Source organism: Candidatus Defluviilinea proxima (assembly GCA_016721115.1).
GTDB lineage: Bacteria > Chloroflexota > Anaerolineae > Anaerolineales > Villigracilaceae > Defluviilinea > Defluviilinea proxima.
Window position 1 is genome coordinate 487425 of the sequence record JADKIW010000001.1, and the last position, 20953, is coordinate 508377.

Genomic DNA, 20953 nt, shown 5'->3' on the forward strand with positions numbered 1-20953 from the left:
CAGGTAATATATACCCATTGAAAATTATCATCTCGTCATTGCGAGGGTATCAACCTAAAGCAATTTCCAACAGGCGCAATGACAAAATGCAAGGAGCACCCTATGGGCAAAATCATTGGTATTGACTTAGGCACGACCAACTCTGTCGTCTCTGTTATGGAAGGCGGCACACCGACTGTTATCTCAACTGCAGAGGGTGGCAGACTCTGCCCTTCGGTAGTAGCGTTCAATAAGAACGGGGAACGACTCGTCGGTCAGACAGCGAAGCGACAGGCCGTTGTCAACTCAGAAAACACAATTTACTCCATCAAGCGCTTCATCGGGCGTCACTTTGAAGAGACGGATGCCGAGCGCAAGATGGTTTCTTATAACGTTGTACCAGGACCATCCAACGATGTGCGCGTGAAAGTGCCGATCACAAACCGCGAATATTCACCGCAAGAGATCAGCGCGATGGTGTTGGGCAAGTTGAAGGCGGACGCCGAAGCGTATCTGGGCCAGGCTGTTACACAGGCAGTTATCACTGTCCCTGCATACTTCAACGACAGCCAGAGACAAGCCACAAAGGACGCTGGCAAGATCGCAGGTCTCGAAGTGATGCGTATCATCAACGAACCGACTGCATCTGCGTTGGCATACGGTCTCGATAAGAAGAAAGATGAAACGATCCTTGTCTTCGACTTGGGCGGTGGTACGTTTGATGTCTCCGTTCTGGAAGTCGGTGAAGGCGTGATCGAAGTGAAATCCACCAATGGTGATACACACCTTGGCGGCGATGACTGGGATCAGAAGATCGTCAATTGGGCCGCAGATGAATTCAAGAAAGATCAGGGCATTGACCTGCGCAATGACCGTCCCGCGCTACAACGTTTGCGTGAAGCGGCAGAGAAAGCCAAGATCGAGCTCTCGACCGTAATGGAAACCGAGATCAATCTGCCATACATCACTGCCGATGCCAGCGGGCCGAAACACTTACAGTTGAAACTGACCCGCTCCAAATTTGAGCAAATGACCGAAGACCTGCTCGAGCGTTGCCGTAAGCCATTTGAGGCCGCACTAAAAGATGCAGGTATGGACTCAAGCAAACTCAACGAAGTTGTGTTGGTCGGCGGTTCATCGCGTATGCCGATGGTGCAGGATCTGGTCCGCAAGTTGACCGGCGGCAAGGAACCGAACAAAGGCGTAAACCCCGATGAAGTTGTAGCGATCGGCGCCGCTATTCAAGGTGGCGTGTTGGGCGGCGAAGTCAAGGACATTCTGTTGCTCGACGTGACCCCGCTCTCATTGGGCGTTGAGACGATGGGTAGTGTCATGACCAAGATGATCGAACGCAACACGACCATCCCCGTCCGCAAGACAGAAGTGTATTCCACGGCCGCGGACAATCAAACTGCGGTAGACATCCACGTTCTACAAGGTGAACGTCCGATGGCCGGTGACAATATGTCGCTTGGACGTTTCCGTCTCGATGGCATCCCACCGGCGCCACGCGGCATCCCGCAAGTGGAAGTGACATTCGACATCGATGCCAACGGCATCCTGCATGTGACTGCGAAAGACAAAGCAACAGGCAAGGAACAGAAGGTGACCATCACCGCGTCCACGAACCTGAGCAAGAACGACATTGACCGCATGGTGCAAGAATCCAAAGCCCATGAAGCGGAAGATAAGAAACGCCGCGAATTGATCGATGCGAAGAATACAGCAGATAGTCTGGTCTATCAAACTGAGAAGGCTTTACGCGACCTTGGTGACAAGGTCCCATCTGCGGAACGTGGTGAGATCGAAACCAAGATCAACGATGTAAAATCCGCTACACAAAGCGAAGACATCAGCCGCATTCAGAAATCGTCTGAGTCTTTGCAACAAGCCTTCCATGCGTTGAGCCAACAGCTCTACGCACAAGGACAACCTCAGCCCGAAGCACAGGGCGGCCCATCCACACCGCCGCCTTCAAACAATGGTGACGTGATCGATGGTGAAGTGAGAGAGTAAGTAAAGCAAAACAGGCGACCAAATGGTCGCCTGTTTTTTATTGGTAAGAATTATTCTTCTGCCACTACCCACTGATCTCTGCCGTTATCTTTCGCCTTGTATAACGCTTCGTCTGCACGGCGGAGGAAACTTTCCCAATTTTCCTGACCCACATTGAATTGAGCAACACCGATGCTGATCGTCACAGACAGCACATTGTTATTCGCTTCGATCTGCATCTCACGGACTTCTCTACATAAACGAGATGCCTGTTCCGCGGCGGCCTTGGCTCTGCTATTCGGCAATACGATCAAAAATTCCTCTCCCCCGTAACGTCCAATCGTATCTGGTTGACGAATGTGATCGCGCAGTTTTGCGGCCACACTTCGAAGTGCTTCATCACCTGTAGTATGACCGTAGGTATCGTTGATCTTTTTGAAGTGGTCAATATCTAAAATGGAAACAGAAAGTGGCGTCCCATAACGATCCGAGCGGATGACCTCTTCCTGTAATTCCACAATGATCCTGCGGCGATTAGGCAAGAAGGTCAGCGGGTCGGTGTTAGAGACCTCGTCCGCTTGTGCAAGGACGGCCTTCAGCTCAACACCGCGGATTCTCAACTCTCGCTGTGCTTTCTCGTACTCTGCTTCCAACCTTTGATAATCTGCCAGCAGTTTTTGATACTTATCCTTGAATTCATTATTAGCGGGCACCACGCCTCCCAAATTGACGTTCCAACAGATCCACCGATAAGTGGATCATTGTCGGCCGCCCATGCGGACAAGTGCGAGGAGAATCACAGGCTTCAAGATCAGTGAGTAATGCGCGTTGTTCGTCAGTCGTTAGTGATTGTCCGCCTTTGACCGCCATTCGTTTGCAGACACGCGCCGCAAGTTTGGCCTCGATCTCGTTCTGCCACGGAGTTTCATCCTCTTCAAAATCTTCAACCAATGCGCGCAATGCAGTCGCAGGGTTACTTCCCATGAACAAGGTCGGCATTGCCCGCACCTGGAATGTATTCGGTCCGAATTCTTCCACATCAAAGCCAAAATGATTTAACACAGATAATTGCTCAAGCAATAACTTCGCGGATTGCGGAGGCACCGTCACAACTTCAGGGTTCAACAACGCCTGTGACGGAATGTTCATCATTTCGTGTTGCGTCATCAACTTCTCGAACAACACGCGTTCATGCGCGGCGTGTTGGTCAATGAGATACAACCCGTCGGGGCCTTCTGCCACCAGATACGTCCCGCCGATCTGACCGATGAGTCTCATCAGGGGAATACGTTCAAACGACTGTTGTGCCGAACTGACCGTGGACGGTTGACCGTCGGCCGATTTTCCATCGTCTGTGGTCTGTGGTCTACGGTCAATGATTTCTTCATCATGCCCAATCGCCCAATCCAACCCAATGGAAGATTGTCTAGGTTCTTCTGATGGCACTGTCCTCGTCGTACCCCACAGGCTTGGTGCCACGTTCGGGACAGGGGAATATGCAAGCAACGCTTTACGCACAGAGCGCTGTACAAAACTAAAGACCTTATCCGAATCTCTGAACCGCACTTCAGCCTTGGCAGGATGTACATTTACATCCACGGCATGCGGATCAATTTCAAGGAACAATGCAGTTAAGGGGTAACGTCCCACCATCAGCAAGGTGTGATACGCCTGCAACAAAGCCGTGTTGAGCGAGAACTCATGTACCCAACGACCGTTGATGAAGAACGTAATCTCTTTTCGATTGGACCGGGTCAATGAAGTGGGACTGATAAAACCAGTTAAACGATATCCATCTTCTTCGGCCATCACTTCAAGCATTTGTTTGGCAACATCCACACCGTAGAGCGCGGCAAGGATGGCACGACGGTCGCCGTCGCCCGAAGTTTGCAGAGTGGTGTTCTTGCCTTCAGATAATTTGAATCGTTTATCAGGGTATGCCAATGCATAACGTGTTACTAAAGAATCGATTGTGCGTCTTTCGGTCACATCGGTCTTTAAAAATTTCAAGCGGGCAGGTACGTTATAAAATAAATCTTCCACTCGAACGGTTGTCCCCACCGTAGTGCCGACTTTAGTCGGCGTCCCCGCATGTCCGCCCTCTACTTTGATGCGTGCGCCTTCTTTTTCTTTTTGCACGCGCGAGGTGATCGTCATCCGCGAGACAGAGCCTATTGATGCCAGCGCTTCGCCGCGAAAGCCAAGCGTTGAGATGGAAAAAAGATCATCGGAGCGAACCAGCTTCGAGGTCGCATGACGCGTGGCGGCCAGTTCAAGTTCCACAGACGGGATGCCCGATCCATCATCCGCCACTTCGATCAATTTCTTGCCCGCATCTTCCACTGTGATCGTGATCATCTTCGCGCCTGCGTCCAAAGAATTTTCGAGCAACTCTTTCACGACCGAGGCAGGGCGCTCGATCACTTCACCTGCGGCAATCTGTGATGCAACTTCAGGGGCAAGTAAACGAATAGGCATGCGGCGATTATACCCGTCCTTGCTCGTTACAATTCACATCGAAAAGTGCGGGTTATAATCGGCGGATGCGATTTACCACCATCTTCTTCGACCTCGACGACACACTGTATCCAAGTTCTGTTGGCTTGTGGAACGCCATCAAAGAGCGCATGAATCTGTACATGACCGAACGCATGGGCATACCCAAAGAGGATGTTCCCGCCCTGCGCGAACAATACTTCAAAATGTACGGCACAACCCTGCGCGGATTACAAGCCCGCCACAATGTGGATGTGGAAGATTACCTGGCTTATGTGCATGACCTGCCCCTGAAGGATTACCTGACTCCCAATCCTCTTCAACGCAAGATCATCGCTTCGCTCCCGACCCGCAACCTGATCTTCACAAACGCAGACGTTCACCACGCTCGAAGAGTGCTCACGGCTCTCAACCTCAACGATCTCTTCGAGACCATTATTGATATCAATGCAGTTGCACCCTACTGCAAGCCCATGCCCGAATCCTTTGCCATCGCGCAGGAACTCGCCGATGAACCCGATCCGCGCAAATGCGTAATGATCGATGATCTTCCACACACCACCCGCGCCGCATTGAGTGTGGGTATGGCCAGCATCTTATACGGCACCGAGGAGCCCACACCCAATGCCAGCGGCGTCTTTGCAGATTGGAATCATCTGCCGATATTATTAGGCGATTGATATTCAACTGTAGGGGCGAAGCAATGTTTCGCCCCTACAACATAAACAGGAAAAACAAAATGGAATCAAACCGTGTCGTCATCGCCGCTTTGTTATTCATCGTTGCCATCATTGCCATCAACTTTGCCATGATCGTCATTGCGCGCAATTGGGCCAAAGGCGGAAACTCGCGCTGGATGTCAGCAATACGCGATTCGCTCAATAAAAGTACACAAAGCTCCTCGAGCAAATCCATGGATGAACTACGGCAAAAGATGGAAGAATTGGAAAGCAAAAAAAGAGAAGAGTAGCCCGTACATCACTCGCTTTGGGCCGTGCCGTACCAACGTACCACGGTAAGTGTTCTTTCTAACATTTCTCATACGGGGAATTTCATTATTCTTTAATCCCGTCATAGTATCTTTTATCAGCGGTCAGATCATGAGATGTGACCGCCAATTACTGGAGGCATTCGTGAGTAAAACAACAAAGGTCATTTTCGGCATCTTCGCGGCATTTATCCTGTTGACAGGGTCATTTGCGGGAGGCTTTCTAACACGGCATGTACTGGCGCAAGCCAATATTTTTCCCGGCTTTAGCGATACACAATCCGATGTGCCATTCATCCACCCACCCATATCACTAACCCCACAGACAGATAACCCGACCCCATCAACACCGGGTGATACACAGACCGCATTCAAACCATTCTGGGAAGTGTGGAACCTGATCCACTCGCAATACGTGTCGCAACCCGTGGATGATGCCAAGCTCATCGAAGGCGCCATCAATGGCATGTTGCGGACTCTCGATGTAGGCCTTAACTATTACGAGAACCCCGATCAAGTCAAGACAAGTGACGAATACCTGAATGGCAAGGACTACGAAGGAATTGGAGCCTATGTCGATACCAAAGGCGAATACCTGACCGTCATCAGTCCGATCAAGGACTCCCCTGCCGCCAACGCAGGTCTTCGTCCGCGCGATGTCATCATTGCTCTTGATGGTGTGGATATGACCGGCACCCCGCCTGAAGATGTGCGTCAAAAGGTGCTCGGTCCTGCAGGCACAGACGTAACTCTCACGATCGTACGCAACGGCGAACCCAAGCCCTTCGATGTAGTAATCACACGCGCCAAGATCACCACGCCGTTGGTTGAATCAGAAATGCGTGATGATGGCATTGCCTACGTTCGCTTGAATACGTTTGGTGATACTGCCGATAAAGAATTGCGCAACGCGCTGAAAGAGCTCCTCGCCAAGAATCCCAAAGGTCTGATCTTTGACCTGCGCTATAACGGCGGCGGTTACCTCGATCAGGGTATTGCCGTGGCATCCGAATTCCTGCCGTCAGGTAAGGTGGTTGTCTACGAAAAATATGGAGATGGCAATATCATTGAAAGTAAATCTACCGGCGTTGGTGTTGCCACCGATATCCCAATGGTTGTGCTCGTCAACGAAGGTTCTGCATCCGCTTCTGAAATTGTGGCAGGTGCCCTTCAGGATTATAGCCGCGCCAAATTGGTTGGAGTCATTACCTACGGTAAAGGTTCAGTACAAAGCGTGAACATGCTCTCTAACCAGGGCATTGCTGCCATCACCAGTGCTGAATGGCTCACCCCAAACAAGAGACTCATCCAAGACACCGGTCTCACACCGGATGTGTATGTTGAATTCACACAGGAAGATTTCGACAAAAACATCGATCCACAACTGGATGCCGCAGTGGAAACCATCAACGCCATGGTGAACAACACAGCCATTCCAACTTCACAGCCCATTCCAGCCACGGCAACCGCAACCCCGGTCCCGTAATACGCGTAGAGTCAAAAGAAGGAGAAAAAATGTTTTTCTTTGACCCAACCTATCTCATATTCATGGTCCCTGCCTTCATTTTGATGGGCATCACATCATGGTACGTAAGACATGCCTACAACAAATGGAGCAAGATCCGCGCCATCAGTGGTCTGACCGGCGCCCAAGCCGCACAACAACTGGTCTCACGCGCCATCTACACCAGCGAGGGAAGCGCCGATCTCCGAAACGTCCGCGTGCTTGGCATTGGCGGTAACCTCACTGACCACTACAATCCGCAAGACAAAACGCTCTATCTATCCCCCGGCGTTGCGAATACACCCTCCGTTGCGGCGGTTGCAATTGCCGCACACGAACTCGGTCATGCATTGCAGGATGCAGAGGGATACTTCCCGCTTCGTCTTCGATCCATGATGGTGCCTATGGTGAGCATCGGTTCCAACCTCGGTTGGGGTCTCATCATGGTGGGTTTACTTCTTCGTGCCACCAACATCGGCATCGGTCTCGCATGGCTGGGCGTTCTTTTCTTCGCAGGCGGCGCGCTCTTCGCACTCGCAACTTTACCTGTCGAGTTTGATGCATCCGCACGTGCAAAATCGATGCTCACCCAAAGCGGTATCATCCGCACCGATGAAGAAGCGAGTGGAGTCAACGCCGTACTCAACGCCGCCGCACTCACCTATGTTGCCGCTCTCGTCACTGCCGTACTGCAACTTCTTTACTACGTCTTCCTTGTCGGCGGTCTCGGCGGGCGCCGCAGAGACTAATCTTTATCTTTAAACTTCTTGCAATCTCGAAGTTGAAAAGCTATACACAAACACCCGCGAGAAAAACTCGCGGGTGTTTGTGTATAATCCTTCTCATGCGGAAATTCATCTTCATCCTTGTTATCTTTCTTGGCGCCGCGTTTGTGTATCTGAGCTTTGGGGAAATCGAAACTATTCTAACAACCCTTCAAAAGGGAAACGTATGGTTTGTACTTCTTGCTATTTTCATTCAGTGCTTATGGTTCCTTGTATCGGGACTAACGTATCTATCTCTATATCGAGTCCTAGGTATGGACGGCACAATTTATGAACTCTCGCTGATGTCGGCCGCCGCGAATTTCATCAACGTTGTTGCTCCCAGCGCAGGCATGGGCGGTATGGCTGTTTTTATCAGCAACGCGAACCGCAACAACCAATCCGCTGGCAAGGCCACAGTCATAAGCGTGTTGTATATCCTTTTAGATTACATCGCATTTCTCGTTGTCCTTGCACTGGGCTTATTCGTCCTCGCCCGCCGTAACAACCTTAGCCCTACAGAGATCATCGCATCTTTCGTCATGTTGGCAATTGCAGCCACACTTGGTTTTTTTCTATACCTTGGCTCAAAGTCAGCACAGGCACTGGGAAGTGCACTAGCCGGGATCGCACGCTTTATCAATCGTATTGCCCGCCCGTTCATCCACCGCGAATACCTCAGCGAAACACGAGCTTATGAATTTGCTGAAGAAATGGCAACAGACCTCAAATCACTGCCCGAACGTTGGCAGAGTTTGGTCAAGCCATTGGCGTATGCTCTTCTAAACAAAGCCATCATGATGAGCATTCTGGCGGCATGTTTTCTTTCTTTTGCTGTTCCCTTCACGGCAGGCACCATCATCGGCGGCTTTTCCATTTCGTATTTATTTCTCGTTGTATCCCCTACGCCATCTGGCATAGGTATCGTTGAGGGCATCATGCCATTGGCGCTTTCATCACTTCTCGTTCCGTGGAGTCAGGCAGTGATCGTCACACTTGCTTATCGCGGCATCACGTTCTGGCTTCCGTTGGGCGTGGGAGCAATTGCGCTTCGAGTTTTGGAACACGAGAAATAACCCATGCCTATTGTTTCTCTTTTGGATTTCTGGAAACGTGACCCTGATACAGCCCCCAATCTTGTTGCCTGGCAGACGCTTCCCTCTCGCCCCGCACAAACGCATCCTTTTCCGACCGATCTGCCTGATCCCGTTAAACAAACCTTGATCGCCGCTGGGATCCATACTCTCTACTCCCATCAATTCGAAGCATGGACTCATTCCCGCAATCGCGAAAATATTATTCTCTCCACCGGCACAGCCTCGGGAAAAACGCTTGCTTATAATCTGCCAGTCATCGCTGAACTGATTTCCAATCCAAACTCTCGCGCACTTTATCTCTTCCCCACCAAAGCCCTCACGCAAGATCAATTGAATACGTTGACAGGTTTGAACGTTGAAACGTTCGAACGTTTTAACCTGCCAACGGCAATTTATGATGGCGACACTCCTCAAAAAGATCGCTCCCAGATCCGCAAGAACGCGCGCATCGTGTTATCCAACCCCGATATGCTCCACACGGGAATCCTTCCCCATCACACTAACTGGCTTGAGTTCTTCTCCAATCTCAAGTTCATCGTCATAGACGAAGCCCACACCTATCGCGGCGTCTTCGGTTCACATGTTGCCAATGTCATTCGCAGAATTAAACGTATCGCGAACTTCTATGGTGCAAAACCACAATTCATCCTTGCATCTGCCACTATCGGCAACCCCAAACAGCTCGCTGAAAAACTCATCGAAGAACCCGTCCACTTAATTGATAACGATGGCTCTGCACGCGGACCACGTCACTTCATCATCTACAACCCACCGCTGACAGATAAAGCACTCGGTTTGCGAAAATCATCCTTGCTCGAAGGTGTGCGGCTGGCAAGGGAATTGGTCAACAGCAATGTGCAAACGGTGGTATTCGCACGATCCCGAAGAAGTGTTGAGATCATCTTGAGTTATTTACAAGGCGAGCTCACTCCAGACTCCAGCATTGAGTCACCACTGATCCCTTATGATGAACTGCCCAATCCACGATCTTTCGTCCGTGGGTATCGAAGCGGATACCTCCCCAATCAACGCCGCGAGATCGAAAAAGGACTCCGCGATGGCACGATCAAAACTGTCGTGGCCACGAATGCCCTTGAGTTGGGAATCGATATCGGCGGGTTGGGCGCGGCAGTCCTCGTCGGCTACCCGGGAACTGTCGCTTCAGCGAGACAGCAAGCAGGTCGAGCAGGACGCGGTCTTGAATCCGCAGTGGCAGTAATGGTCGCATCGGCGAGTCCGCTCGATCAGTTCATCGCACATCATCCAGAATATTTTTTTGATCGTTCACCCGAGCAGGCATTGGTCAACCCCGATCATTTGTTGATTCTGCTCGAGCATTTGCGTTGCGCGATGTTTGAGTTGCCGTTCCAAAAAGGCGAAGGCTTTGGCGCGTTAGCGGGCGAAACCATTGATGAATATCTCGAGTTTCTACTTTCCAACAACGAAGCACACATTTCACAGGATAAATATTTTTGGATGTCTGATTCGTATCCCGCCGCGAATATCTCGTTGCGCTCGGCATCTCCACAAGGCGTTGTGTTGCAAGCAACCACCGAGGACGGTAGACCATGGACAGTAGGGACCGTGGATGGCGAAAGCGCGTTATGGATGGTTCATCCCGGCGCGATCTATTTGCACGAAGCGCAACAATATTTTGTGAAGGAATTAAATCTCGAGGATCACATCGCACGCATCAAGCCTATCGAGAGCGATTACTATACTGAGCCATTGCGCGGCACAACGGTTGAAGTGTTATCTGAATCTGCACAAACCACTGTTCCCGGGTGCGAGAAAAAATGGGGCGAGTTGCAAGTCACCACGCAAGTGACAGCCTTTCTTAAACGACGCTGGTACACGCATGAGACGTTGGGGCAGGAACCACTGGACTTACCTCCCACCGACTTGCAGACCACTGGCTATTGGCTTTTCCTCTCCGAAGAAACAGTGACGCGTCTGCGCGAAGCTGGAGCCTGGACCAACGACCCGAACGATTACGGCCCTGAATGGTCAAAGATCCGTGAGAAGGTTCGCACGAGAGATGGATTCAAGTGTCAGGTATGCGGAACACCAGAAGCAAAAAAGCAACATGATGTGCATCACAAGATTCCCTTCCGTTCGTTTATCCGAAGTGCCGTAGGTGAAGGTCTGGCGCTTCAACAAGCAACGCAACAAGCCAATCGACTTGACAATCTCATTACGCTCTGTCCTTCCTGCCACAAACAAGCGGAAGCGAACGTGCGCATGCGAAGCGGGCTGGCTGGGCTGGCCTATGTGCTCGGCAATCTTGCGCCGTTATTCTTGATGTGCGATGCAGGCGACCTCGGCACACACATCGAACCTGTCCAAAACCAAGTATTCGGTAGCCCAACAGTTGTGTTGTACGACTCCGTCCCTGCTGGGATCGGGTTCAGTGAAAAGCTTTTTGAGTTACACGACGAACTGGTCGCACGCGCACTTGAACTTGTCGGCGAATGTGCCTGCGAGGATGGTTGTCCCTCATGCGTGGGGCCGGGCGGCGAAAATGGATACGGGGGAAAGCAGGAAGCGCTGGAAATATTGAAGGAACTTTCGAAGAAAGAATGAACATCCGTTTTCTAGTACGCGATGAAATTCCCTTGATCTGGCAAATTGACCGGCGCGAGATCATCAACAATGTCTACTATTTGCGAAACGGGAAGTTGGTGCTTGTCCCTGAATATTATGATATGCAAGGCTGGCCACCCGGCGAAGCGGAACATTACACGCCCATCCTGTTGGACTGTTTCGATCGTGGCGGTACATTTTGGGGAGTGTTCGAAGAATCGAAACTTGTCGGCACGGCAATATTGGAAAGCAAATGGATCGGATCGAAGCGTGACACATTGCAATTGAAATTCCTGCATATCAGCCGTGGACAGCGCAAACAAGGGCTGGGAACAAGACTCTTCCAGTTGGCAGTTGACCGTGCAAGATCGCTTGGCGCAAAGAAATTATATATCTCCGCCACCCCATCGGAAAATACGGTCAATTACTACATGAGGCTGGGATGCGTGCTCGCAACCGAGACAGACCCAGACCTGTTCGCACTCGAACCGGAAGATATTCATCTGGAATATATTATTCTGAAACAATAATCCCCCTCGATGCGTTCTATACAATGAATCACAAGAGGAGAACAGCATCATGAGTCGAAAAACAATTTTGGCGTTTACAGGTTTTATTATCCTGGTCACCTTAGCCTGCAATGCGACCTTTAGTATTGGTAACCCAACGCAGACCGCCCTTCCCCCCACCCCAATCCCACCAACCGCTACAGCCATTCCGCTCAGCGGACAGGTAACCTTGGTAAACATGCCGTTCGTCGAAACTGATCCGGGATCCACTTTCCCGCAGTATACGCTGACCACGTCCACGCCCCAGCTATCGGGTAGTAATGATCCGCGCGTTGTGGCGTTCAATCAGCGACTTTCTGCCCTCGTCCAAAAAGAGGTGGACCAATGGCGACAGGATTTCCGTCAATTGCCTATTACACCTCTTTCCAACGGCAGTTCACTTCAAAACACTTACACGCTGATGGCACAGACAGGCGATTTGTGGAGTTTCAAATTCGATTTCTCCTTCTACGCTGACACGGCTGCGCATCCTGGCTCTTACAGCATCACGGTCAATTATGATCTTGCCTCAGGGAGAGAACTTGCGCTGAGCGATCTTTTTCTGCCCAATTCAAATTATTTGGAGACGATCTCAGCCTACTGCATCACTGAATTGGGAAAACAGCCATTTTTCGACGGCCCATTCACAGACGGCGCAAATCCCGTTGCGGAGAATTACCAAAACTGGAACATTTCCCCGGATGGCTTGATCATCACCTTTGACACTTATCAGGTTGGCCCCGGCGCGGCAGGCCCGCAGATCATCCTTGTACCCTATGAACAAATAAAAAGTTTGATCGCACCACAAGGCCCGTTAAGCAATTTCATTCGGTGACAATTTTGTAACATGAAATTTGAAACGGAATCCCAGCCTCCCACGTTCTACTCAACAGAACAACAAAGAGGAGCAACAAAATGGGATACGGAAAACAGATCGGGTTACTTGTGTTCATAACCATGTTCGTTATTCAGGCGTGCGGGACGACCGAACCAATGCTCGCTAATGCATCCCTACCGGCATCGCCCACTGCAACATCTATCCCACTTGCACAGCAAGTCACGTTAACATCCATCACCTTCAAAGAAGAGGGGCAGGTCCCCACCTATATCATTTCCGCCCAAACGCCCAGATTTACAGGAAGTGACGATGCGCGCGTACAAAAATTCAACGAAAAGGCTGCCGAGCTTATTCAAAACGAAGTCGAGTACTTCCGTAAAAACATTCTGGCACAGGCACCAGCCGTGTCAACGCCAACAGGAAATCTATTTCAGGAAAATTACACGGTTGTTTTTCAAAACGGACGGATATGGAGTCTCAAATTTGATTTTACCGGCTATGCCGACGGCGCAGCACATCCCTATCACTACAGCAAAATATTTAACTATGACATCGAACAGGGAAAAAAATTATCGCTGGAGAATCTATTCCGCCCCGATTCAAACTACCTTGAGGCTGTTTCCAGTTACTGCATCTTTGAACTATCGAAAAGAGACATCGGCTTCTACGGAGGTTTCGAACAGGGAGCCGCACCTACTGCCGAAAACTACCGCAATTGGAACATCACACCCTCTGGCCTACTGATCACCTTCGACGAATACCAAGTCGCACCCTATGCGGCAGGGACACAATCAGTCATTGTGCCGTACGAACAACTCAAGTCAATAGCCGAACCTAAAGGTCCATTAGCAGGGTTGCTTCCGTAGCTTTCCGAAAAAAAGTATCCGATTTAAAAACGAAACTCATCCAAGATCGGATGAGTTTCGTTTTTAGTTTCAAGGCAACAATCGAAAGGAATAGGGAAATCCATGTACTTCCCATTGTCTGCCCTGTATCTCCACTTTCACTTTGACAGGCAATAACTTTGCAGGCACTCCCGTATTGGGAAACCAGATGCGATCCTTGGTGGGCAGGATGAACAATCCATTGTCATCACCAACAGGCGTAAATGTCTCATTGGGTTCCTGCACAAAAACGGACAAGTCCAACTTTACGCAAAGTTCGTTCGCAAGAGCTATAACATCATCCGATGATAGACCGATCTCGCTCACATTCAAGATTTGGTCGCTATCAAATTCACCAAAGACAGCATTCTTCAGATTGTGCCGCGCGATGAATTCAAGAATATTCCCCACCGCATCCTTGAAGTAGATGGATTGTGAGTTCCAGGATTCGGACACAAATTCGTCTCCGCCTTCCGTATCCTTGATGAGCGGAACACGGGATGCAATCCATTCTTTCGATGCGTGGAATTGGTTTTCGGGAATATTGAACGCAAAATGATAAGCGCCATCGAAGTCCGCATCCGCTTGAGTGAAGACTAACGCAGTACTCCCAACTTTTACTTCCAATCTCTCGGTTGACAACTCAACAGGCAATCCGAGCACATTGGAGTAGTATTCTTTTTGCGCGTGCAGGTCTTTTGTGGGGAGTTCAAGGTAGGTTATATCCATTTTTTACCTTTTATTCATCGCTCCTCATCCACCTCTTTACTGCTTCATGAGGATGTTCGTATTTGAGCATGGTATCCAGTAATTTGTTCGGATCTGATTCGCAAAGCAGGGCTTCGCGGTGTTCCTTGAAGATAAAACCTTCGGCAACCGCATGGTCAATGGCGGCAAGCAAGGGAGCGTAATAGTTCTTGATATTCAGCAAGCCAACAGGTTTTTCATGGGCGCCGGTTTGTGCCCAGGTGACGGTTTCAAATAGTTCGTCGAAGGTGCCGTATCCGCCAGGCAGGACGATATATCCATCAGACAATTCGTGCATACGGGCCTTGCGAGCATGCATATCGAGTGGAACATCCATGCGGGTTAACCCGTCATGTGCGAGGGACTTGGTATTCATGGACGGGATGATGACACCGATCACTTCGCCGCCCGCTTCGAGTGCGCCGTCAGCCACTGCGCCCATGAGACCGGTCTTTCCGCCGCCGTAGATCAGTTGGAGCCCTCTTTCAGCGAGGATTCGGCCCATTGTCCGGGCGGCAGATATATAGTCGGAGTGAACCGTATCGGAAGATCCGCAAAAAACGCATATCGAGTTCATAATCCATCCTTTGTATGGGTAAGATTCTTTGTAATTATTGTAACAGTCTTGTAAATAAACTCTAATTATTTTCCTACACGGAGTCTTAGCCCTTTTTGGTACAATGACCACACTTAACAGGAGATAACAATGGCAGGTATGGAGCGTTTTACACAGCGAGCAAGGCGAGTTCTCAGCCTCGCACATCAAGAGGCAGAACGCGCTCGCAATAATAATATTGGAACTGAGCATCTTCTACTTGGATTAATGGAGGAAGAAGGCGGAGTTGCAGGTCGTGTTTTGCGCGAATTGGGTATGACGTCAGAGCGCGTACGTGAAGTGGTCAAGCGTGTTACGAACCCTTCGAGCAGTTTTGATCCCGACCGTGTGGAACTTGCAACCGAGACCCAACAGGTACTCGAGCATGCAGTTGAGGAAGCGCGCCGACTTGGGCATCACTATATTGGCACTGAGCACATTTTGCTTGGGCTGGTGCGTGTGGATAGTACTGCGATGGAAGTCCTTCGGAGACTCGGTGTGACAGCCGAACAGGTCCGCAGGCAGACCCGCCGCGTACTGAACGAATCCGCTTCACCTTCCTCCCCGACGCCTGCGGGCGCAGGAGCGCAGCGTGGTGCGGCGCCGAATCAGAAAACCCCGTTGGTCGATCAACTTGCGACCGACTTGACCACCAAAGCCGAGGAAAAGAAACTCGACCCGGTCATTGGCCGTCAGATGGAAATCGAGCGCGTGATCCAAATTTTGGCACGCCGCACAAAGAACAATCCCGCGTTGATCGGTGAGCCCGGCGTGGGCAAGACCGCCATCGTGGAAGGTCTCGCACAACGCATTATAGATGGCGACGTACCGGCGCCTTTGATGAACAAACGTCTCATGCAATTGGACGTGGGTTCTTTGGTGGCTGGCACGATGTATCGCGGTCAATTCGAGGAAAGACTCAAACGCGTTATTGATGAGTTGAAACAATCAGGCGCGATCCTGTTCATTGACGAAGTCCACATGCTTGTGGGCGCAGGAGCCGCTGGTTCATCTGTAGATGCGGCGAACATTCTCAAGCCCGCATTGTCACGCGGTGAATTACAAGTCATCGGCGCGACCACGATGGATGAATATCGCAAGCACATCGAATCAGATGCCGCTCTCGAACGCCGCTTCCAACCTATTCAGGTGGATGAACCATCTGAAGAAGAGACAATTGAAATCCTCAAGGGAATCCGTGGTGCCTACGAAGAGCATCATCACCTTGTCATTTCCGACGAAGCGCTTGAAGCCGCCGCGCATCTTTCGTCACGCTATGTGACCGAACGCTTCCTTCCCGACAAAGCCATTGACTTGATCGACGAGTCATCCTCACGCGTGCGCATGTACAAGAGTCCCGCCGCAAAAGAAGCAAAGGACTTGTTCGGGCAACTACGATTAGCACGTCAGAATCGTTCGCTCTCGCAAGAGGAAGGCAACAGCGAAGATGTAAAAGAATGGGAAGAACGCGAAGTCGAGCTTGGTGAACAGATCGAACGTCTGCGCACCGGCTGGGACCGCGCGACCAGTCCCGTTGTTTCAGCAGAAGATATCGCCGAAGTTGTGTCCATGTGGACCGGTGTTCCGCTGATGCAATTGGCAGAAGCAGAATCACAACGATTACTCAAAATGGAAGATGAACTGCGTGGCAGTATCATCGGGCAGGAAGATGCCATTGTGGCAATCAGCCGTGCAGTTCGCCGTGCACGTGCCGGGTTGAAAGATCCGCGCCGCCCAATTGGTTCGTTTATGTTCCTCGGCCCCACAGGTGTGGGCAAGACCGAGCTTACCAAGACACTCGCCAAATTCATGTTCGGCAGTGAAGACGCCGCCGTGCAATTGGACATGTCCGAATTCATGGAACGTCACACCGCATCTCGTTTGGTCGGTGCGCCTCCAGGATACATCGGTTACGAAGAAGCCGGTCAACTGACTGAAGCTCTCCGCCGTCGCCCCTACTCCATCGTTGTGTTCGATGAAGTTGAGAAGGCACATCCTGAAGTGCACAACATGTTGTTGCAGATCATGGAAGAAGGTCATCTCTCCGATGCGAAGGGCCGCAAAGTGGACTTCCGCAACGCGATCATCGTGATGACATCCAACATCGGCGCCGATGTGATTCGGAAACAAACCGCCTTGGGTTTTGCGCTCAAACGCGACGAACTGACCGAGGAAAAAATCTCGTATGAAGACATGCGCAAAAAGTTGAACGAATCGCTCAAGCGCGCCTTCCGCCCTGAGTTCATCAACCGTCTGGATGCGACCGTCATCTTCCGTTCGCTCAACAAGGAAGACATCCAAAAGATCGTCTCTCTCGAACTCAACAAGGTTGCTTTACGCCTCACCGAACATGACCTTGTCCTGACGGCTACACCCGATGCTTTGTCCGCGCTGGCAACTTTGGGCTACGATGCAGAGTTCGGAGCGCGTCCTCTAAAGAGGATCATCCAGCAAAAAGTGGAAGACCCGCTATCAGATAAGTTACTGAGCGGCGAATTCCAAAATGGAGATACGATCCTTGTGACGCTTGATCCCGATCATGAGATCGTTCTCGAACGGGAAAACGAACGCGAGCTCGAAGAAGCACCCGTAGTGTAAAAAAGACATAAATAAAAAGAGAGCAGAGATTAATCTCTGCTCTCTTTTTATTTGACCTGTTCTTCAAGTCGGATAGAATCAAACCATAGCCAAAGGAACATCACACAAAAGGAAAACAACATGAAACGCATACACAAATTCATCTCCTGGGCCATCCTTCTTTCCACCTTGTTCGTTGGTCTTACTTCGTGCAATCAAGTCTTTGCTACGCCCACACCAACACCTGTACCAACCAATACCCCTACGCCTACAGCAACGCCCCTCCCCACACTGGTGCCCGGCAATATAGAACGCACCGTAATGGTCAACGATGTGAAGCGTTCCTACATTCTCCACGTTCCATCTCGCATGGACAATAGTCAACCTGTGCCAGTTGTATTTGTCTTCCATGGGTATTCCGACGATGCCCCTACCATACAAACAATGACGGGATTCGATGAGACTGCCGATAAAGAAGGCTTCATCGTTGTTTACCCAGAAGGGGTAGCCTTCTCATGGAACGCTGGTGGCTGTTGCGGAAGTGCAGTCGACAGAAAAATAGATGAGCAGGCTTTTGTTCGTAAAATGCTATCCGATCTGGGAACGATCATTGAAGTGGATTTAAAGCGGATATACGCGACTGGTTTCTCGAACGGAGGAATGCTTTCGTATCGTCTGGCATGTGAGATGCCTGATGTATTTGCCGCTGTTGGGCCAGTGGCAGGAGTACTAACATTCAGTCCATGTGAACCGCAAGAGACAGTATCCCTGATCCACATTCATGCACTGGACGACACAATTGTTCCCTTTGCACGTGCGACCTTTCCCAATTTCCCATCTACAGAAGCTGACATAACAAACTGGGCACGGCTGAACGAATGCGCTGAACCAGCAAAGACCGAGAAACTTCTCAACAATATCCTCACGCATACTACTTACAATTCCTGCAAAAACGAATCAGCTGTGGAATTGTATACCTTTGAAACTGGCAAACATACCTGGCCATCCAAATATGTATGGGATGCATCTCAAGTGTTATGGGATTTCTTCGCCGCACACCCCAAACCGTAAGCTTGTAATACTTTCTTAATAAGTTTCTGCATTCACGTGTTGTCTATCGCTTTAGAAAAGGAGTACTCTTATGAATACAAATCTTCAAACTGCAACACTGGCTGGTGGATGTTTCTGGTGTCTCGAGGCGGTCTTCGATGATGTCAAAGGCGTGCATGGTGTTGAGTCTGGCTATGCAGGCGGCCATACCAATAACCCCTCATACCGCGAAGTCTGCGACGGAAACACAGGGCACGCCGAAGTGGTGCAAGTCCATTTTGACCCGAATGTTGTCTCTTACCGTGATCTGTTGAATGTCTTCTTCGCCATCCACGACCCCACCACTCTCAATCGTCAAGGCGCAGATGTGGGCACGCAATACCGCTCGGCCATTTTCTATCACAACGACGAACAGAAGATGGTTGCCGAAGAACTCATCAAAGATCTGAACTCACAAAAGATCTGGGATAAGCCCATCGTCACAGAAGTAACCCCGCTTGAGAAGTTCTACATGGCTGAGGACTATCATCAAGAGTACTTCGCACGCAATCCATATCAGCCGTATTGTCAGGCAGTGGTCGCGCCGAAGGTATCCAAATTCCGTAAACATTTTCTTGAGCTGCTGAAAAAAGAAACTGTATAAAGGCAGGGGCGACCCTTCATGGTGGATCGAGCAACTCTATCTTGCCAGACGGGTCGCCCCTACGAAGCACACCCGATTACTTCATAGACCCTTGTTTTTGACATCATAAACAAGGGTCTATACCATTCAGGGCGGGAATCCAATTGAGCCACATCAAACGTCTGCCCAACTTCACCGACAAAAATATGATCAACGCTATTCTGACAAAGCATCTCAAGAGCAGGGCTTTGACCAAAATCCATATCATACGGTAGAGACATCGTTTCCCTACCCGTCAACGGCGCAATCCAGATTCCTGCATCGCTTCCCGCAATCCCCTCGATGACATCCGATATATTTACTTTCATCACAGTGGATGAAATTCCGATTCTTGATTTAACTGGAAGCTGATTCGACACCCAATCCATTGCCACTACGTCATCTCTTCCTACGATCACACAGCAACTTGACGGGTACAGGTTGTAGGTAAAGAATGCATTCAGCGCAACAAGGCCGATCATCAATAAGCCAACATAGCGACCCCATGGAAACCGTCCGTGTAATTTCTCTTCCAAGCCAGCCAACCCCAATCCACCCAACAGAGATAGATGCAGGAACAAGATCATTTCTACAAAAGGCCTATCGAGCAATGTCAAGAAATTGCGGGAGGGGAACAGCCACGCTACCGGGACAAATAAACTAACCAGCAACAGACTCACTGAAAGTATGCATGCAAAGATCAATTGAGTGTGCGCTTTCAACGCAAACACAGCCAAGGACAAAACAAGAACCGTCATCCAAGGACCCTTGACTAGATAGGGGTCAAAGACGAGAGTTAATATCTCTTGCTTCTGAACAAAGAGTATCAGCACTACGGTCGCAAGGGTGATCCCAATGAGAACAAGGGTTTGCCATCGTTGCGAAAGTCTTTTCTGCAAACTTGAAGTGATCCACGAGAGGAAGATGATGCCAAAAATGATCAACGATCTGCTATGAGTAAAAACGGTGAGCAGGATACTTAATCCAAGCAAAGGATAAAGTACTCTGCGTTTCTTTACATCTTGAGTTTGCGAGAATAGAAATGCCAGGTTGATCACAAATATGATCAACCCCAAGCTCATCAAGGCGGGATATTTCCCCCAGTCTACGGCATGGGCAGGCATGTACCAACCAAACGCGGCAAGAATGACTGCAAACCAGGCCGCCATGTCTGATCGAGTGACACGTTTGACAGGAAAGAAAAGAGAAAAAGGCATAAACGCCAAAAAGACCTGCCCAAGAACCAGCATGGTTTGTGTGATTTCTATGTGAGATGTTGAAGAAAGAAACGCAGTAAGGAAGTGGAAATTGATGTGGTACTGATTCACGGTCAACCATTGGAAAATCCATGCCGCGTTGTGTTCCATGATATTTTTTATGACCGAGAAATGAAACGCGGAATCAAAGTACGCTGGGAATACTGCATCTGAAATGGATGCGAGTCGGAGAAGAAGAGAGAAGAAAATTGTCAGGGTGAAAATAAGGACGGTTGAAACAGAAGCAGGCTTGAGGTCCGACCGGGTGCGAAGGAGGGAGAAGATGAATATCGCAAGCAGAAGAAGCCCAATCCATATTGTGATTTGAGTCCCCAAAAAGATATACAAAATGGATAATACGGATGCAGGCACGAGCCACCCAACAGAAATG

At 50.0% G+C, this 20953-nt stretch carries 18 protein-coding genes; 13 read left to right on the forward strand and 5 right to left on the reverse strand.

Features of this window, described 5'->3' with window-relative positions:
* The first annotated feature begins 102 nt into the window (after nt 1-102).
* Nucleotides 103-1995: a molecular chaperone DnaK gene (dnaK, locus tag IPP66_02335; GenBank protein MBK9924105.1), complete on the forward strand. Its 1893-nt coding sequence runs from the start codon at nt 103-105 to the stop codon at nt 1993-1995.
* Between the two features lie 50 nt (nt 1996-2045).
* On the opposite strand, the gene IPP66_02340 is transcribed toward dnaK, so the two are convergent.
* Together IPP66_02340 and mutL are read right to left on the reverse strand one after the other, a co-directional pair.
* Complete coding sequence (locus IPP66_02340; GenBank protein ID MBK9924106.1) at nt 2046-2687, reverse strand: GGDEF domain-containing protein; 642 nt, start codon at nt 2685-2687, stop codon at nt 2046-2048.
* Complete coding sequence (gene mutL, locus IPP66_02345) at nt 2677-4452, reverse strand: DNA mismatch repair endonuclease MutL (protein MBK9924107.1); 1776 nt, start codon at nt 4450-4452, stop codon at nt 2677-2679. The genes IPP66_02340 and mutL overlap by 11 nt, the downstream gene beginning before the upstream one ends.
* 65 nt (nt 4453-4517) lie before the next feature.
* On the opposite strand from mutL, the gene IPP66_02350 reads away from it, so the two are divergent.
* The 9 genes from IPP66_02350 (at nt 4518) to IPP66_02390 (ending at nt 13658) form a co-directional block, all read left to right on the forward strand.
* Nucleotides 4518-5150 (forward strand): pyrimidine 5'-nucleotidase, encoded by a 633-nt coding sequence (locus tag IPP66_02350; protein MBK9924108.1) that lies wholly within the window; start codon nt 4518-4520, stop codon nt 5148-5150.
* Between the two features lie 59 nt (nt 5151-5209).
* A complete protein-coding gene (locus IPP66_02355; GenBank protein ID MBK9924109.1) occupies nt 5210-5440 on the forward strand; it encodes a hypothetical protein in 231 nt (76 codons plus the stop codon).
* Between the two features lie 163 nt (nt 5441-5603).
* Complete coding sequence (locus IPP66_02360) at nt 5604-6944, forward strand: S41 family peptidase (protein MBK9924110.1); 1341 nt, start codon at nt 5604-5606, stop codon at nt 6942-6944.
* A gap of 29 nt (nt 6945-6973) precedes the next feature.
* Nucleotides 6974-7711 (forward strand): zinc metallopeptidase, encoded by a 738-nt coding sequence (locus IPP66_02365; protein MBK9924111.1) that lies wholly within the window; start codon nt 6974-6976, stop codon nt 7709-7711.
* Between the two features lie 95 nt (nt 7712-7806).
* Nucleotides 7807-8802, forward strand: coding sequence for a flippase-like domain-containing protein (locus IPP66_02370; protein ID MBK9924112.1), 996 nt, complete (start codon nt 7807-7809; stop codon nt 8800-8802).
* Nucleotides 8803-8805: 3 nt separating this feature from the next.
* Nucleotides 8806-11406: a DEAD/DEAH box helicase gene (locus tag IPP66_02375; protein MBK9924113.1), complete on the forward strand. Its 2601-nt coding sequence runs from the start codon at nt 8806-8808 to the stop codon at nt 11404-11406.
* On the forward strand, nt 11403-11936 hold the full coding sequence (locus tag IPP66_02380) for a GNAT family N-acetyltransferase (protein ID MBK9924114.1): 534 nt from the start codon (nt 11403-11405) through the stop codon (nt 11934-11936). The genes IPP66_02375 and IPP66_02380 overlap by 4 nt, the downstream gene beginning before the upstream one ends.
* Before the next feature lie 49 nt (nt 11937-11985).
* Nucleotides 11986-12789 (forward strand): DUF3298 domain-containing protein, encoded by an 804-nt coding sequence (locus IPP66_02385; protein ID MBK9924115.1) that lies wholly within the window; start codon nt 11986-11988, stop codon nt 12787-12789.
* A gap of 80 nt (nt 12790-12869) precedes the next feature.
* Nucleotides 12870-13658: a DUF3298 domain-containing protein gene (locus IPP66_02390; protein MBK9924116.1), complete on the forward strand. Its 789-nt coding sequence runs from the start codon at nt 12870-12872 to the stop codon at nt 13656-13658.
* Nucleotides 13659-13727: 69 nt separating this feature from the next.
* Here the strand turns inward: IPP66_02390 and IPP66_02395 are convergent, their stop codons facing one another.
* Complete coding sequence (locus IPP66_02395; protein ID MBK9924117.1) at nt 13728-14405, reverse strand: hypothetical protein; 678 nt, start codon at nt 14403-14405, stop codon at nt 13728-13730.
* Between the two features lie 10 nt (nt 14406-14415).
* The gene (locus tag IPP66_02400; protein ID MBK9924118.1) at nt 14416-15000 is read right to left on the reverse strand and encodes a TIGR00730 family Rossman fold protein; all 585 of its coding nucleotides are present in this window, start codon (nt 14998-15000) and stop codon (nt 14416-14418) included.
* A gap of 129 nt (nt 15001-15129) precedes the next feature.
* Between IPP66_02400 and IPP66_02405 the strand changes: the two genes are divergently transcribed.
* From IPP66_02405 to msrA, 3 genes are all read left to right on the forward strand, one after another.
* A complete protein-coding gene (locus tag IPP66_02405; GenBank protein ID MBK9924119.1) occupies nt 15130-17616 on the forward strand; it encodes an ATP-dependent Clp protease ATP-binding subunit in 2487 nt (828 codons plus the stop codon).
* Nucleotides 17617-17736: 120 nt separating this feature from the next.
* Nucleotides 17737-18666 (forward strand): hypothetical protein, encoded by a 930-nt coding sequence (locus IPP66_02410; GenBank protein MBK9924120.1) that lies wholly within the window; start codon nt 17737-17739, stop codon nt 18664-18666.
* Between the two features lie 70 nt (nt 18667-18736).
* Complete coding sequence (gene msrA / locus IPP66_02415; protein ID MBK9924121.1) at nt 18737-19288, forward strand: peptide-methionine (S)-S-oxide reductase MsrA; 552 nt, start codon at nt 18737-18739, stop codon at nt 19286-19288.
* 59 nt (nt 19289-19347) lie between these two features.
* Here the strand turns inward: msrA and IPP66_02420 are convergent, their stop codons facing one another.
* The gene (locus tag IPP66_02420; protein ID MBK9924122.1) at nt 19348-20934 is read right to left on the reverse strand and encodes a hypothetical protein; all 1587 of its coding nucleotides are present in this window, start codon (nt 20932-20934) and stop codon (nt 19348-19350) included.
* Nucleotides 20935-20953: the final 19 nt, after the last annotated feature.

Excerpts from the sequence above, each read along its gene's own strand:
- IPP66_02400 (MBK9924118.1), bottom strand. The coding sequence starts at position 15,000 with ATGAACTCGATATGCGTTTTTTGCGGATCTTCCGATACGGTTCACTCC.
- IPP66_02380 (MBK9924114.1), top strand. The coding sequence starts at position 11,403 with ATGAACATCCGTTTTCTAGTACGCGATGAAATTCCCTTGATCTGGCAA.
- mutL (MBK9924107.1), bottom strand. The coding sequence starts at position 4,452 with ATGCCTATTCGTTTACTTGCCCCTGAAGTTGCATCACAGATTGCCGCA.
- IPP66_02390 (MBK9924116.1), top strand. The coding sequence starts at position 12,870 with ATGGGATACGGAAAACAGATCGGGTTACTTGTGTTCATAACCATGTTC.
- IPP66_02385 (MBK9924115.1), top strand. The coding sequence starts at position 11,986 with ATGAGTCGAAAAACAATTTTGGCGTTTACAGGTTTTATTATCCTGGTC.
- IPP66_02350 (MBK9924108.1), top strand. The coding sequence starts at position 4,518 with ATGCGATTTACCACCATCTTCTTCGACCTCGACGACACACTGTATCCA.
- IPP66_02370 (MBK9924112.1), top strand. The coding sequence starts at position 7,807 with ATGCGGAAATTCATCTTCATCCTTGTTATCTTTCTTGGCGCCGCGTTT.
- IPP66_02395 (MBK9924117.1), bottom strand. The coding sequence starts at position 14,405 with ATGGATATAACCTACCTTGAACTCCCCACAAAAGACCTGCACGCGCAA.
- dnaK (MBK9924105.1), top strand. The coding sequence starts at position 103 with ATGGGCAAAATCATTGGTATTGACTTAGGCACGACCAACTCTGTCGTC.
- msrA (MBK9924121.1), top strand. The coding sequence starts at position 18,737 with ATGAATACAAATCTTCAAACTGCAACACTGGCTGGTGGATGTTTCTGG.
- IPP66_02375 (MBK9924113.1), top strand. The coding sequence starts at position 8,806 with ATGCCTATTGTTTCTCTTTTGGATTTCTGGAAACGTGACCCTGATACA.
- IPP66_02410 (MBK9924120.1), top strand. The coding sequence starts at position 17,737 with ATGAAACGCATACACAAATTCATCTCCTGGGCCATCCTTCTTTCCACC.
- IPP66_02355 (MBK9924109.1), top strand. The coding sequence starts at position 5,210 with ATGGAATCAAACCGTGTCGTCATCGCCGCTTTGTTATTCATCGTTGCC.
- IPP66_02405 (MBK9924119.1), top strand. The coding sequence starts at position 15,130 with ATGGCAGGTATGGAGCGTTTTACACAGCGAGCAAGGCGAGTTCTCAGC.
- IPP66_02365 (MBK9924111.1), top strand. The coding sequence starts at position 6,974 with ATGTTTTTCTTTGACCCAACCTATCTCATATTCATGGTCCCTGCCTTC.